This window comes from Agrobacterium tumefaciens, from assembly GCA_025559845.1.
Classification (GTDB): domain Bacteria; phylum Pseudomonadota; class Alphaproteobacteria; order Rhizobiales; family Rhizobiaceae; genus Agrobacterium.
Genome location: CP048469.1, coordinates 2,403,882 through 2,418,566, shown reverse-complemented (window position 1 = coordinate 2,418,566; position 14,685 = coordinate 2,403,882). Strand labels below are relative to the sequence as shown.

Sequence of the window (14,685 nt, the reverse complement as noted above, 5' to 3'; positions counted from 1 at the left end):
CAGAGCGCAACAATTGGCGTTTCGCGCTCAACTGTTTGAGCGTGTGTCGGCCCGAAGATTGCCTCCGGGCCGACGATATATTGAAGCTTATTCAGCAGCGACGATCTTGCCGTCCTGCCACTTGTAGAGTGTGAAGGCCTGCGAGGTCAGATCGCCGGTCTCGCCGTAGGTGACCTTGCCGATCGACGTTGCAAAGGCGTCGCCGCTCTTCAGGGCGGTGGCAACAGCTTCGGAATCTTCAGCGCTTCCCGCCTTTTCGATGCCGGCTTTCAACACTTCAACCGCCGCATAGGCATTGAGCGTGAACGCTTCTGCCGGAATGTTGGCAGCTGCCAGCGCGTCTGCCGCAGCCTTGGAATCGGCATTCTTCAGGGCGTCGGAGGCGTTGGTGAACAACGTGCCCTCAGCGGCCTTGGTGCCGATGTTCCAGAATTCGCTGTTGGAAAGGCCGTCGCCACCGATAACGACAGCCTTGGAACCGGCGTCATTGAGCTGGCGGACCAGCAGACCCGCTTCGGGGTGGTAACCACCGAAGTAGATGACGTCGGTGTTTTCCGACTTCAGGCGAGCCGTCAACGCACCCAGATCCTTTTCACCCGGGGTCAAGGCGTCATAGAACACTTCGGTGACGCCACCTGCGTTCAGCGTTGCCTTGAAGGAGTCGGCGAGACCCTTGCCGTAGGCGCCCTTGTCATGAATGATGGCGACCTTCTTGTCCTTCAGGTTTGCCAGCACATACTTCGCGGCGACTTCGGCCTGCTGGTCATCACGACCGCAGGTGCGCAGAACGTTGGAAAGACCACGGTTCGTCAGGTCGGGAGCGGTTGCCGTCGGCGTTACCATCAGGATGCCGTTTTCAGCAAAAACGTCGGAGGCCGGAATGGCGACGCCGGAGGTCACCGGGCCGACAACAAAACGGATGCCGTCAGCAACGAGCTGGTTGGCGGCAGAAACGCCCTGCTTTGGTTCACCACCGTCATCGGCGAGCTTCAGCACGACCTGTTCGCCGAGGATGCCGCCCTTCTTGTTGATTTCGTTGACGGCGGTCTGGGCGCCGTTCTTGACCTGGTCACCATAAGCGGCGACCGGGCCGGTCAGAGGTGCAATCAGGCCGATGACGATTTCGGCATGGGCGAGCGGTGCGAAGGCGAAGGACGCTGCGAGCGTCACGCTGGTCAAAGTCTTCAGTTTCATCCTGGTATCTCCTTGGAATGGGTCCTGGACCCGGTATGCGCCTCGTCCGCAGCCTATTTTTCGTTTTGCAGACGTCGCGACGCGAAAACCCGTTTCATATTTGAATTCCGAGTGTTCAAACCAGTTCATAGGAAAGGTTTGATGGTTTAGGCAAGCGGCCTTTGAAGCTATACGGTTCATAGATGGTAAATCGATTGCGATCAGACCCTGAAACGCATGGTTTGAATATACACCTGTGGCATTGCGAATGCTTGGCGTTTGGTGCGCGTTGGAGGATAATGACGGCATGAGAACAGTCGACGACGAATTCCTGGCCGCACTTCCTGTGTTCCAGCACTTTGAGGATGTTGCCGATCCGGCCCTTTATCGCGCCCTGCCGCAAGGCTGGGCTTTGGCGATTGCCGATATTGTCGATTCGACCGCAGCTATTGGTGCTGGTCGATACAAGACCGTCAACATGGCGGGGGCCGCTGTCATCTCAGGGGTTTCAAACAGTCTCAAGCGGCATGATCTGCCTTTCGTTTTCGGTGGCGATGGGGCGGCAGTGGCTGTGCCGCCGCATACACTGGAGATTGCCAGTGCCGCGCTTTCAAATGTGCAGCGCTGGGTGAAGGACGAACTCGACCTGACCATGCGTGTGGCGCTGGTTCCCGTTGCCGAGATACGGGAAAACGGTTTCGACGTGCGGGTTGCGCGTTTTCAGGCGAGCGAGGATGTTTCCTATGCGATGTTTTCGGGCGGCGGCAACAGCTGGGCGGAAGCGCGCATGAAAGAGGGGCGTTATGGTGTGCCTGAAGCGGAAACGGGTGCGCGGCCGGATCTGACGGGGCTTTCCTGTCGCTGGAATCCGATCGAGGCGACACATGGCAAGATCGTTTCCATCATTGCGGTGCCGGGTCCGTCACAGGATATGCAGGCGTTTCGGGCGCTGGTGGCGGATATTGTTGAGCTTGCCGGCGATGATGCCCGGCAGGGGCATCCCGTGCCCGAAGATGGGCCAAAGCTCGGTTTCGTGCGCGAAGGGCTCGGCCTGGAAGCGCATGCGCGCTCAGGCTACCATGATCGTGTCGGGGCGATCCGCAGTTCTCTGCGTATCCTGGCAGAGAGCTTTTTGATCAATATACTTCAAATCACAGGGCTTTCGCTCGGGCGGTTCAATGCGGCGCGTTACCGCCGGTCCGTTGCCAGCAACACAGATTTCAGGAAGTTCGATGACGGATTGAAGATGACAGTCGATATGGACGCGGCGCGACTTGAGAGTCTGCAGGCACGACTGGAAAGAGGCCGTGTCACGGGGGCCTGTTATTATGGCCTGCATGAGCAGGATGCTGCGCTGATGACCTGCATCGTACCGTCGCCGTTGTCGAGGGACCACATGCATTTCGTTGACGGTGCATCGGGTGGATATGCGGCTGCGGCCAACAAGCTGAAACAGCAGGCTTCGATCGTTTCCGCAGCCTGAGCCTCAAAACAAAAAACCGGCCTGAAGCCGGTTTCGGGTATCATCTTTCAAAAGTGCGAGCGCCAGCGCCAGCGCGAGTATCAGGCGGCAGTGCGGCTGCTCTTCTGCGACTGACAATAGATCTCTTCAAGCGATGCGAGGATCTTCTTCACCGATTCAGAATTGCTGGAATAATAAATCGTCTGAGCGTCGCGGCGTGTCTTGACCAGTCGCTGTGCGCGCAACTTGGAAAGATGCTGCGAAAGAGCGGATTGGCTCAGACCGACCTGGGAGGCAAGCACTCCGACAGGAACTTCGGTGTCCACGAGCGTACAAAGAATCAGCAGACGTTTTGGATTCGCCATTGCCGAAAGCAGATCCGCAGCGGCGATACTATGATCCGACAGAGATTCGTTGTCCATGCGCTCAAGTCTCCTAATGACAGTCGAAACGACGGTCATGGTGGCTATTAACCGGTGTTCGATGGGGCGTTTTAATGTTCTACGATCGCGTTGTATATACTTAAATTTAGCTTATGTCGTGTTCCTTTTTCTGAGTATTGTTAGATGATGCTCTACTTGGGACTTCATGACTAATTTGCTTACCTTATGCCTGTTTTTTGTCTGAAATCATGAGTATTCATGTTGTCGGCATAACATTTGCGACACTTCACTGGCTAAAAAATAAGCGTCGTACTTCCGGTTAAAGCAGCGCCATCTCGGCTTCGATGATCGCTGTCCCCTTAAATTTAGCAATCGCTTCAAAAGCTATGCTTGAGCTTGTGCGATTTTTTTTAGTTTGCAATCGCATTCTTGTTAAAATGGTTGTTCCATACAATCTTTTTTTTGAAACTTGCATTCCAGATACAGTTTTCGTGTTCCAGGAACAAAAAAGAAGGCTTCCGCGGTTGCGAAAGCCTTCTTGGAATCTGGTGCAATGTCATTTTTTGCGGTGTCGAGTCAGGCCGCTGACGATGTCATCCGCCGAAATCGTGCCGACGATTGAGCCGTTGTCGACGACGCCGATTGCGCCGGAATGTTTCGACAAAGCGTCGAGAATATCGATGAGCGGCGACGTGGGGCGGGCCGTTGCGGCAACCGCCAGATGCCCGTTCTTTTCGCCGATGCCGCGCGTCATGACATCCGCTGCAGTCAGCATGGAAATCGGGTTCATGTTCTGGACGAAGTCCGCGACATATTGTGTGGCCGGATGTTTGACGATTTGTTGCGGTGTGCCGCACTGGATAATACGCCCGCCCTCCATCATCGCGATCCGGTTACCGATGCGGAATGCCTCATCCAGGTCGTGACTGACAAACAGGATGGTTTTCTTCAGTCGGCTTTGAAACTCCAGAAGTTCGTCCTGAAGGCGGCTTCGGATGAGCGGGTCGAGCGCTGAAAACGGTTCATCCATCAACAAGATCGGTGCGCCCGTTGCAAAGGCCCGGGCCAGTCCGACGCGCTGTTGCATGCCTCCGGATAGTTCTCCGACCTTTTTGTTCGCCCACTGGGAAAGATTGACGAGTTCCAGTTGTTCATCGACGAGGCGCTTGCGTTCCGCCTCGGGCACACCGGCAAGTTCCAGGCCGAAGCCTACGTTCTCTGCAACATTGCGCCAGGGCAAAAGGCCGAATTGCTGAAACACCATCGACACCGTGTGCATGCGCAGATCGCGCAGCGACTTCGCCGTCGTGCGATAAGGGTCGACGTAACCGGATTTGGTTTTGATGGAGACATTGCCGCGCACCACCGGCGCAAGTCCGTTGACAGCGCGAACCAGAGTGGATTTCCCGGAGCCGGAAAGCCCCATGAGAACGAGGATTTCACCTTCCTTCACCGCGAGCGATGCGTTGGCGACGCCAAGCACCAGTCCCGTTTTCGCGTTGATTTCCTCGCGGGATCTGCCCATGTCGATCAGCGACAGAGCGGGTTCTGGCCTGTTGCCGAAGACGATGTCGACATTTCCGAAAATGATTGCGTCTGTCACAGGTCGTCCTCCGAGCCGGGAAGGCGGAACAGTCGGTCCAGAACGATCGCTAATATGACGATGCACAGGCCGGCTTCGAAGCCCATTGCGATGTTGACGGTGTTGAGCGCGCGTACCACTGGCACGCCGAGGCCGTTTGCACCGACAAGGGCGGAAATCACCACCATCGACAGCGACAGCATGATGGTCTGGGTCAGGCCTGCCATGATCTGAGGGGCTGCAAATGGCAGTTCGACCTTGCGAAGTACCTGTCCCGGCGTTGCACCGAAGGCAACGGCGGCTTCAACAAGGGCTGGCGGTGTTGAGATGATGCCGAGGCGGGTCAAGCGAATCGGTGCCGGAATGGCAAAGATTACCGTGGCGATCAGGCCGGGAACCATGCCGAGCCCGAAAAGAACCAGCGCGGGGATGAGATAAACGAAGGTCGGGATCGTCTGCATCAGATCGAGAACCGGGCGCATGGCGGCGTAAATCCATTTGCGGCGTGCAGCCAGGATTCCAAGCGGTATGCCGATAATCATGCACACTGCGCTTGCGGCAATCACAAGCGCAAGGGTTTCCGTTGTCGCTTTCCAGTAGCCGAGATTGATGATGAGAAGCAGCCCGAGGATGGTGAAAATCGGCATGCCGACCGAGCGGCGTGTCCACGCAGACAGTGCGGTCAGAATTGCGACAATCACAAGCGGGTGTGGCGTCTGGAGGACATATAGCAAAGCATCGATGACGCTTTGGAAAATGAACGACAGCCAGTCGAAGAAAAATGCGAGATTTCCAGTCAGCCAGTCGATGGCTTCCTTGGCGTATCGGCCGACGGGCAAACGGTTTTCAGGGGCGCTGAGCCATTCCACGGTAAGACGAGACCTTTCGCGAACAGATTCAGGGACGACGGCGGGCAGTTCAGGCTTGGAACCTGTGAAATGGATCGAAATGATGACGGCTATGCATCAGTCTACTTGTTGCAGCCTATGGCGGGGCCACTGACCTCACCCTTCGGCTTTTGTCGCAGTCCTCGCCATTTCGATCCGTTTCATAGATTCTGACATCGCCTTGCCAGACGCCGGGCGAGCGCTTGGCGATTGACGCGACAGAATTTCGCGGCCACGCCATGCACGGATATCATGTCATGCCCCGCTGGTCCGGGTATGTCAAAAGACAACTCGGATCAGCATCGCATGTCTTCGCTTTAGAGGCCCAATGCCTTCTTCACGGCTGGCACGGCATCCGCGCTGCCATCCTTGGTCTTGACGTTGGCAAGCCATGGCTCGATTGCCGAAGGATTGGCTTTCAACCAGGCCGTCGCTGCGGCTTCGCCCTCAAGGCCGTCATTCAGAATCTTGCCCATGATCTCGTTTTCCATGGGCAGCGAGAATTGCAGGTTCTTGAGCAATGTGCCGACGTTCGGGCATTCTTCCGTGTAGCCCTTGCGAACGTTGGTGTAGATCGTCGCGCCGCCGAGATTCGGGCCGAAAACGTCGTCACCGCCGGTCAGATAGGCCAGCTTGAAATTCGCGTTCATCGGGTGCGGTTCCCAGCCGAGGAAGACGATCGGCTCACCGGATTTTTCAGCACGGGCGACCTGCGCCAGCATGCCCTGTTCGGACGATTCGACGACCTCGAAGCTCTTGAGGCCAAATGTGTCCTTGGCAACCATATCGAGGATCAGGCGGTTTCCGTCATTTCCCGGTTCAATGCCGTAGATCTTGCCGCTGAGAGCATCGCTGTGGGTGGCGATATCCTTGAAATCCTTGATACCGAGTTCGGCGCCCTTGGCGTTTGTCGCCAGCGTGTATTTGGCACCTGTGAGGTTTTCACGGACAGTTTCGACGGACTTGTCTTCGCGATAGGGGGCAATGTCGCCTTCCATGGTTGGCATCCAGTTGCCGAGGAAGACGTCGATGTCCTTGTTCTTGAGTGAGGTGTAGGTGACGGGGACGGAGAGAAGCTTGACGTCGGTTTCGTAGCCAAGGCTTTTCAAAATCACGGTTGCCGTGGCGGTTGTGGCGGTGATGTCGGTCCAGCCGACGTCGGAGAAGCGCACCGTACCACAACTTGCGGGCTCTGCCGCCTGCGCGCTGGCTGCACCGAGGGCCAGCGTGGAGATTGCTGCGGCCAGCGCCAGACAGCGATTTCTATTTGCAAACATTGCTTGCTCCCTTTTCAGTTCCCTTGCCATTATCAATATCTGCACCGCACAATCAACTCATGCGCATTTGCGTGTTTTGGCGCACCGTTTGCGACACAGCGGATGAAAACCGCCTTGTCCTGCGTCGAATCAAGGCTTCTTCCTTCGTGGAAATCTGTGGTTTTTATGCTGTGCCACTTTTCATCGCGGGCCATCCCCGGCAAAAGACGCCGCACAAGGAGTGGATGATGGCCAAGCTCTATTTCAATTATGCTGCGATGAACGCCGGCAAGTCGACCATGCTGTTGCAAGCATCCTACAACTATCAGGAGCGCGGCATGCGCACCCTGATTTTTACGGCTGCCTTTGATGACAGGGCGGGTGTTGGCAAGGTTGCCTCGCGCATCGGCCTTTCCTCGGATGCCCTGACTTTTGACGAAAGCACTGACATCTTCGCCGAAGTGCAGGTGTTGCACGAGCAGGCGGCAATCGCCTGTCTCTTCATCGATGAGGCTCATTTCCTTTCCGAACATCATGTCTGGCAATTGGCGCATATTGCCGACAAGCTGAATATCCCGGTGATGGCCTATGGCCTGCGGACGGATTTCCAGGGCAAACTGTTTCCGGCGTCGAGGGAGTTGCTCGCCATTGCCGATGAGCTGCGCGAAATCCGCACCATCTGCCATTGCGGCCGCAAGGCGACGATGGTGGCGCGTTTCGATCAGCAAGGAAAAGTCGTCAAGGACGGTGCTCAGATCGATGTCGGTGGTAACGAGAAATATGTGTCGTTCTGCCGTCGCCACTGGGTGGAGACCGTCAAGGAAGGCTGATGCTCCGCGTCGCCTTGCCGCATTTGATTTTTCGCAAAGAGGTCGATTCTGCCTGAGGCTAACACCATGCCTGCGCATTTGCGCCAATGTGGTGTCCCTCAGGAGCAGAAGACATGCAGAATAAGATCGCCCAATTCATCACGCTTGCAGCCATGACAGGGCTGTTCGCATTTCCCGCGGCGTCGGCCGAGATCGAAATCAAGATGCTGAATAAGGGCAGCGACGGTCAGGCGATGGTATTCGAACCGGCAGCCGTCAAAGCGGCCGTGGGCGACGTGATCGTCTTCGTTCCGGTTGACAAGGGGCATGATGCTGCAGCGGTGAGAGACATGCTCCCCGAAGGCGTTGCGGATTTCAAAGGCAAGATGAACGAGACGCTGAAGGTCACGGTCGAAAAGGAAGGGGCCTATGTCGTCAAATGCACGCCGCATGTGGGCATGGGCATGGTCGCTTTGGTGGTCGTTGGTGATGCGGCGCCCGCCAATCTGGATGCGGTGAAAAACGGCAAGTTGCCCAAGAAGGCCAAAGAGCGTCTTGAAGCGGAGATTGCAAAGCTCGGTCTCTGACGGGTGCCTCTGTCATTTCGCTTCGATTGTACGGACCACGGGTTGAGAAAAGTTTCGCAATCGTGTTGCATCCACATCGACCGGCACATATCTGGAAGAGCGAAACCGGCCACAATGTCGGCCTAGGGATGGGCGGCGTCCTTAATGTGACGCCTCTTGTCCTTTCGTCCCACCGGACAGAGGAGAACATGACGACATGATCGACCGGATTACCGCTTTGGTTCAGGCCGTATTCAGTGCCATTGGCAAGGCTGTCAGTGTTTTCGTGGCGTGGCTGCTTTGGCCGTTTCTCGCCGCACACGGTTGGTACCGGGGTCGGCACTGGACGGTGAAGGGGCCGGTTGCTCTCGTTCTCATCGGACTTGTGGGATTTTACGGCTATTTCGTCTGGCAGACACAGGTCTGGACGAATTTCGACCCTGACTATGTAAGTCGTTACAAACTGTCCGAGCGCGCCGTTCCGGCGGGCCAGGAATTGCCTGATGCTGCGGCCAGTGCTTCCACACAGACAACGTCCAGCGCCGCCAGCACTGCAGCGCCCGTCTGCCAGAGATCCGCTATTGTCGACGTGGCTGCCGATCTGACCGATTTCAACGTTAACCAGAACGCCTGGATTTCCTCCATGCTGCTTTACAGGTTGGGGCTGTTCGGGATCGATTGGGACAGCACCCCTTTCCTCGACAACAAGGCGTCGTTTCAGCGTGGTATCAATCAGGCGGTACGTCGTACGTCGATCGAACTGGTGGATACGCTTGGTCGCGTCCGTGGAACCTCCGGCATCAATAACAATCTTCAGGAAGCGCGTGGCAACATGCAGTTCAGCGAGTATTCTTGGTATTTCGGCCTCGACCCCTTCGGTCCGAAAACGCCGACGCCAAGCTATTACCGTGCCGCCATCCGCAGCTTCCAGGCATTCAACGGCGAGCTTGTTGCCTGCAAGGCGGTGTTCGACACCCGCGCCGACAACCTGATCCAGTTTATCGACCGTATCGCCGGCGATATCGGGGCGACCTCGGCGATCCTGCGCGAGCGTTCCGAGAACTATAACGGTGGCTGGTTCGATACACGCGCTGACGATCGCTTCTGGTTCGCTTACGGTCAGCTCTACGGATATTACGGGGTGCTCTCCGCAGCGGGTTCGGACTTCGCGCAGGTCATTCGTGAACGTAACCTGACCAATCTCTGGAACGACACTTTGGCGCAGACGCGCGCTGCACTGCGCATTCAGCCAGCCATCATTTCGAACGGCGAGGAAAGCGGCTGGATCATGCCATCGCACCTCGCAACCATGGGCTTTTATGTCCTGCGGGTGCGTTCGAACCTGGTGGAGCTGCGCTCCGTACTGGATCGATAAGCCGCCGCGTTCAGTTGATGAGTTTCAGGCGAATGGTTTTTGCGACGAGTTGGGTGCGATTGACGCAATCCAGCTTGCGCATGGCGTTGTTCATATAGGCGTTGACCGTATGTTCCGAGATCGACAGGATCTCGGCGATTTCAACCGATGTCTTGCCTTGCGCTGTCCAGCGCACAACGTCCAATTCTCGTTTTGTCAGTGGCGACGGAGTCTTGATCCCTGTCCGGCAGAGGCGATCGTAAATCTCGAAAGCGTGAAGACAGATCATGCCCAGTTCGTTGAGCGCAGCCTGCGGCAGATGTGTGCGATCCCCGCCAAAGGTCAGGAGATGTTTACCTCCGTTCAGACCATTCAGTGGAATGGTCAGTCCGCATGTGATGCCGATGCCACGGAAGGAATCCGTTGTCAGCGCGATCGTGCCCGGCAAGGCATCGTCTTCATCCATGGACCAATATTGAGGGACAAGCGATGACATGCCGCAACGTATGGCTGCACAGTCGTTCGGAGGGCCGTGATGGCCCACTTCACGGATGATCCATTGCGGCAGTGTGGTTTCCAGAATGACGGCGGACACGCCGGAGCCAGCCGTCGAAGGGATTTTTAGTAGCGTGACATGGGCGTAGCCAAATTCGCAGGCCAGATTCGTCAAGGCCGCCAGCCAGTCTCCCGTGTTGGCGGAAGCTGAGAATTGTTGGCTGAGGTTCGATTGGCGGCAAAGCGTCAGCATTCAGGCAACGCTGTCCGGTAGGGTGCCGCTTTCGGCAACGAAGAATATGCGGAAAAAGCGGACACGGTATCCAGACCTCGTAACAATTGGATTCTGATTTATATGGCCGGGTTCTCGGGTTTGTCCTTCGACTTCGCCATCAGTTTTTCAAGGTAGCCAAGCATGACTGCAGACACGACGAACGCCAGATGCATGATGGTGAACCACATCAGCTTGCTGTCTGTGTATTGGTTGGCGTTCAGGAAGATCTGCAGCAGATGGATGGATGAGATTGCCACGATAGACGATGCGACCTTGATCTTCAGGCTGCCAGCATCGAGCTTTCCGAGGAAGGAAACCTCACCGTCGGCTTCATCAAAACGGCTGACAAAGTTTTCGTAACCCGAAATCATCACCATCACAATGAGGCTGGCAACCAGCGCGGCATCGATCAGACCCAGCATCGCAAGGATCATATCGGCTTCGTCGTAGTTGAAAACGTTCTTCGCGACCTTGAAAAATTTGAGCGCGAACGAAAACGCATAGACAGCAAGTGCGGCAACAAGGCCGAGATAAAAAGCGACGAGTAGCCAGCGGCTGGAGAGAATGATCCGCTCAACGAGCAGTTCAAGAGACTTCATTGTCCGTATCCGTTTGATTATCTGTTATGTTTGTTATTGGCAAAACGAACCTGCCATCTAATCTGGCAGGCAATATTGTATCAAGTGCGAATATGCGGACTTTGAATTTGCCGCTGCATTTTTACAGATATTTCCGGTTTTTCACCCGCAGCAACATTTTGTTACATTTTTGCAACGCAGCAAACTACTTTAAAATATGATGCTTAGAGTCATATTTAATATGTTGACAGTTAATGTCATGTTTTTTAGTCCTCGAATAACGGGAAAGCCGTAACAAATCATAACAGTTTCCGCCGTGTTCACAGCTCGGGGCGCTTTTTCGCGCGCCGGTGTTTTCGTGCGCGCAGCGTACCGGGGGTAGTATAATTCATGTCCATTCTGCGCTCACATTCCGCGCTGCTTCTTTGCACAGCCATGGTCTTCCTTCCGATTGCAGCGGCAGCGCAATCTCAGGAAAACACCTCACAGACCAACGGCACAACATCGCTTGACCAGATTGTGGTGAAGGGCAAGCGCGTTAAGGCTGGTAGCACAGTTGCCGATACGCCTCTTGCGACCGAAACGACTGCAGCAACAATCCAGAATAAGCAGATTACGAGCATTGAGGATTTGGGACGTGTCGCTCAGCCTGGAGTGTCATTCAACCGGAGCAATGGTTCCGTCAACATTCGAGGCCTTGAAGGCGACCGCGTGCTGACCACAATCGACGGAATTCCAGTAAGGTATCTTTCAGACGCCACTCGAGGTGCTACTGGTGGTCTAGATACTTTCAATTTCTCCTCCCTCTCTGCCGTTGATGTTGTTCGTGGTGCAGATTCGAGCCGTGCCGGATCAGGGGCTCTTGGGGGCGTCCTTGGTCTGCGCACACTTGAACCTGAAGACCTTATTCAAGATGGCCGCGATTGGGGTGGCGTCGCAAAGTTCACCTTTGACAGCGCTGATACGAGTTACGATCCTTCAATTGCAGTGGCAAAGAAGATCGAAAATACCTCGATCATGTTTCAGGGCGGATACAAGAAAGGAAAGGAGCGTAAGACCAACGGAGGTGTCGACAGCTACGGCACAACCCGCACTAAGGCCAATCCTTCTGATTACGATCAGCACAACTTACTCTTTAAGTTACGACAAGACTTGGAAGGGGGGCATCGCATAGGATTGACGGCAGAAAGTTTCCGTATCGATCGTGATACGGACTCCAAGATCAATCAGGTGGCTGTGCTGGGTCCGCGCGACAACTACCTTCCCGGAAATTATTCTACGAATAACGCATCCGCTCGCGATCGCATTTCTCTTGACTATAACTATGAGGCAATTGGCGAGGACGGCCCGATAGACAACGCCTGGGCGTCGCTATATTGGCAAAGACAGTCTCGCGAAACCGGATACACTGGATATCGTTCCACAAGCGTGGTTGGTAATATCAGCCGTCTCAATGACTACGATGAAAACAGCTTCGGCCTGATTGGCGCGTTGCAGAAAGATTTCTCAACCGGACAACTCAATCACGACGTCACATTTGGTTTTGATCTTTCGCGAAGCACCTCTGAACAATACTCATCCGGTGTTGATAATTGCCGCTTGCCTTATACTGGTGCGTTCGCTGCTTGCGCAAACCTGCACACCAATCAGGCTGATACGCCGAAGGTCGATAGCAACCGGATTGGTTTCTTCCTCGATGACAAAATCGGATTTGGTTCCAGTGGCTTTTCTTTGACCCCAGGCATCCGTTTCGACTGGGTCGAACATACACCGAAGATGACGCCAGAGTACGCCCGCAATACCAATCGCCCCGCACTGCCCGGCGAGTTTGACGATGTGGGAATTTCACCTAAGGTGCGCGCTGCGTACGACGTTTCTGAGAAAGTGGAGCTGTACGCGCAGTGGGCCATGGGTTTCCGCGCTCCGAATGCGGGTGAACTGTATAGCGTATTCGGTGGTCCAGGAACCTATCTACGTCTTGGCAACCCTAATCTTGAGTCCGAGACGAGCAACGGATTTGAAATTGGGGCCAACTTTGGCGACGACGATCTCGGTGGACGTATCAATCTCTTCTACAATCGCTACAAAAACTTCATTGAAACGGCGAGTCTGACAGCCAGCGAGGCGGCAGCTCTCGGATATGATCTCAATAACTATCGACAGGGTGGTATTACGCGAGGTGTGAATCTTGACCGGGCGCGTATTTATGGTGCGGAACTCTCTGCTCATACCCGCTTCGACAATGGTTTCAGCCTACGTGCTGGTCTGGCCTACGCGAACGGCAAAAATCTCGATAATGGCAGCTTCCTTCAGTCGGTTTCACCTCTCAAGGGCGTTATAAGTGCTGCTTATGATACTGAGACATGGGGTGTCGGGATCGACTGGATTGCTGCAAACGGTGGACGGGGCAAAGACATCATCACCAACGGTCAGAGAAGTTATTTCTCGACGCCGGGTTATGGTATCGTTGACTTGACTGCTTGGTACGAGCCTGAGCAGGTCAAGGGTCTACGGATCAATGCCGGCATCTATAACGTCTTCGACAAGACATATTACGATTATGCCACGGCTCGCACTGCGGGTTCTCAGGCCAACGAGTTCTATTCCGAACCTGGCCGTTCGTTCAAAATCTCTCTGACACAGCGGTTCTAAGGGAGCTGAACTTCATCTCCAGTCGGGGGCGGCCTTTGGTCGCCCCTTTTTTATTATCGGCAGTAGAGAAAGTCGCCTTTTCGTTCCAGAATGTCCAGGTGCAAATGATCCTGATGGGTGGCGTCGCTGCCTGGGGAGAGGACCGTTCGGAAAAACAGGCAGGCTGCGGCTGTAATCGTTCTCTGGAAGGCGCCTTCGGGTGTGCCGTCCTCCGTGCGCGGCTTCATTACCAGCGGTTCGCCCTTGTCGAAGGCGATGGTGGAAATATCGACGGCGTTACCTTTGGCATGTTCGGAAATCTTGCCATTTTCGGCGCTGTTGCGATTGCGGCAAACATATGTGGACGCGTTGGCGATTGCTGTCACCTTGCGGTCGGGAAAGGCGAGGTTCGCGGCTGGCAGCATCATGTCCTTTGTCCAGCGAGAAAGTGCGAGCGCAGCCTCGCAACGCATCGTTCCCACTGGCTCAAGCTTGATCCCAGGCAATATTTCCGACAGTTCGATGGGTGATGCGATGCCACAGCCTGCGTCCTCATCGCGGATGGGTGCGAGTGTCTTGAACCCGGCGCCTATCTCCTTCAATGCGCCCAGGCAGGCCTGAAGGGCCGCGGGATCTTCTTCTTTGACCGGTTCTGGCTGCTCCTCTTCAGGCTTCGCCGTTTCCTCTACTGGCTTTGACGGCTCATCGGCCTTTTTCTCGTCCTCGTCTTGAACGGGCTCTGAAGATTTCTCGCTTTGGGGAGGCGCGGGTTTGGGCGTTGGCTTTTGGGTTTCCGACGGTTCTTGCGTCTCCGTAGGCGCGGTTTGCTGTTCCGGTTTGGGCTGCGGAACGGGCACATCGGGCGGCGGTTCTGCAGCGGAAATCATCAGAAAACTTGCCAGAAGAAAAAACACGCGATGCAGCATTTAGCCGTAGCCTCCTTACGGTCAGGTCCGGGATGAACGCATCGGCGGCGGGTATGGTTCAGCGGCTTCTCGTTCGCGTCCATGCATGCCATGCAAACTCAAGGGAATCTTTGCTTGCCAACGGCCTTTCGTCGCGCTAACAATTTTCGCCATGAACATCGTGTCCAAGAACATTGCTAACTGGTGGTGGAGCAGCTTTACGCGGCCTTGACCAGTCATGTTCACAAGACAAGTCCAAGCCGCCCGAAATTTCAGGCGGCTTTTTTGTTATTCTGCCGCCTGTCATCGGGTCTGAACAACGGGAAGTAC

13 protein-coding genes are annotated in these 14,685 nt (G+C 55.3%); 5 read left to right on the top strand and 8 right to left on the bottom strand.

What is annotated here, in order from left to right:
- Window positions 1-87: 87 nt before the first annotated feature.
- Complete coding sequence (locus FY156_12275; protein UXS02183.1) at window positions 88-1,194, bottom strand: branched-chain amino acid ABC transporter substrate-binding protein; 1,107 nt, start codon at window positions 1,192-1,194, stop codon at window positions 88-90.
- Window positions 1,195-1,480: 286 nt separating this feature from the next.
- Here FY156_12275 and FY156_12270 point away from each other — a divergent pair, with 286 nt between their 5' ends.
- Window positions 1,481-2,656, top strand: a complete 1,176-nt coding sequence (locus tag FY156_12270) for a DUF3095 domain-containing protein (GenBank protein UXS02182.1) — start codon at window positions 1,481-1,483, stop codon at window positions 2,654-2,656.
- Window positions 2,657-2,736: 80 nt separating this feature from the next.
- On the opposite strand, the gene FY156_12265 is transcribed toward FY156_12270, so the two are convergent.
- From FY156_12265 to FY156_12250, 4 genes are all read right to left on the bottom strand, one after another.
- Window positions 2,737-3,057: a helix-turn-helix transcriptional regulator gene (locus tag FY156_12265; GenBank protein ID UXS02181.1), complete on the bottom strand. Its 321-nt coding sequence runs from the start codon at window positions 3,055-3,057 to the stop codon at window positions 2,737-2,739.
- Window positions 3,058-3,574: 517 nt separating this feature from the next.
- A complete protein-coding gene (gene choV / locus FY156_12260) occupies window positions 3,575-4,621 on the bottom strand; it encodes a choline ABC transporter ATP-binding protein (GenBank protein UXS02180.1) in 1,047 nt (348 codons plus the stop codon).
- Window positions 4,618-5,469, bottom strand: coding sequence for a choline ABC transporter permease subunit (gene choW / locus FY156_12255; GenBank protein UXS02179.1), 852 nt, complete (start codon window positions 5,467-5,469; stop codon window positions 4,618-4,620). The genes choV and choW overlap by 4 nt, the downstream gene beginning before the upstream one ends.
- A 335-nt stretch (window positions 5,470-5,804) precedes the next feature.
- Window positions 5,805-6,764: a choline ABC transporter substrate-binding protein gene (locus tag FY156_12250; protein ID UXS02178.1), complete on the bottom strand. Its 960-nt coding sequence runs from the start codon at window positions 6,762-6,764 to the stop codon at window positions 5,805-5,807.
- 227 nt (window positions 6,765-6,991) lie between these two features.
- Here FY156_12250 and FY156_12245 point away from each other — a divergent pair, with 227 nt between their 5' ends.
- The 3 genes from FY156_12245 (at window position 6,992) to FY156_12235 (ending at window position 9,493) form a co-directional block, all read left to right on the top strand.
- Complete coding sequence (locus tag FY156_12245) at window positions 6,992-7,573, top strand: thymidine kinase (GenBank protein ID UXS02177.1); 582 nt, start codon at window positions 6,992-6,994, stop codon at window positions 7,571-7,573.
- A 113-nt stretch (window positions 7,574-7,686) separates the two neighbouring features.
- Window positions 7,687-8,139 carry a pseudoazurin gene (locus FY156_12240; protein ID UXS02176.1) on the top strand — a complete coding sequence of 151 codons (453 nt, stop codon included), beginning with the start codon at window positions 7,687-7,689 and terminating at the stop codon, window positions 8,137-8,139.
- Between the two features lie 196 nt (window positions 8,140-8,335).
- The gene (locus FY156_12235) at window positions 8,336-9,493 is read left to right on the top strand and encodes a DUF2333 family protein (GenBank protein UXS02175.1); all 1,158 of its coding nucleotides are present in this window, start codon (window positions 8,336-8,338) and stop codon (window positions 9,491-9,493) included.
- 10 nt (window positions 9,494-9,503) lie between these two features.
- Here FY156_12235 and FY156_12230 read toward each other — a convergent pair whose 3' ends face one another.
- Together FY156_12230 and FY156_12225 are read right to left on the bottom strand one after the other, a co-directional pair.
- A complete protein-coding gene (locus FY156_12230; protein UXS02174.1) occupies window positions 9,504-10,220 on the bottom strand; it encodes a LuxR family transcriptional regulator in 717 nt (238 codons plus the stop codon).
- 98 nt (window positions 10,221-10,318) lie between these two features.
- The gene (locus tag FY156_12225; protein ID UXS02173.1) at window positions 10,319-10,840 is read right to left on the bottom strand and encodes a TIGR00645 family protein; all 522 of its coding nucleotides are present in this window, start codon (window positions 10,838-10,840) and stop codon (window positions 10,319-10,321) included.
- A gap of 414 nt (window positions 10,841-11,254) precedes the next feature.
- Between FY156_12225 and FY156_12220 the strand changes: the two genes are divergently transcribed.
- Window positions 11,255-13,471 carry a TonB-dependent hemoglobin/transferrin/lactoferrin family receptor gene (locus tag FY156_12220; protein UXS03134.1) on the top strand — a complete coding sequence of 739 codons (2,217 nt, stop codon included), beginning with the start codon at window positions 11,255-11,257 and terminating at the stop codon, window positions 13,469-13,471.
- Window positions 13,472-13,524: 53 nt separating this feature from the next.
- Here the strand turns inward: FY156_12220 and FY156_12215 are convergent, their stop codons facing one another.
- Window positions 13,525-14,376, bottom strand: a complete 852-nt coding sequence (locus FY156_12215; GenBank protein ID UXS02172.1) for an extensin — start codon at window positions 14,374-14,376, stop codon at window positions 13,525-13,527.
- Window positions 14,377-14,685 lie beyond the last annotated feature (309 nt).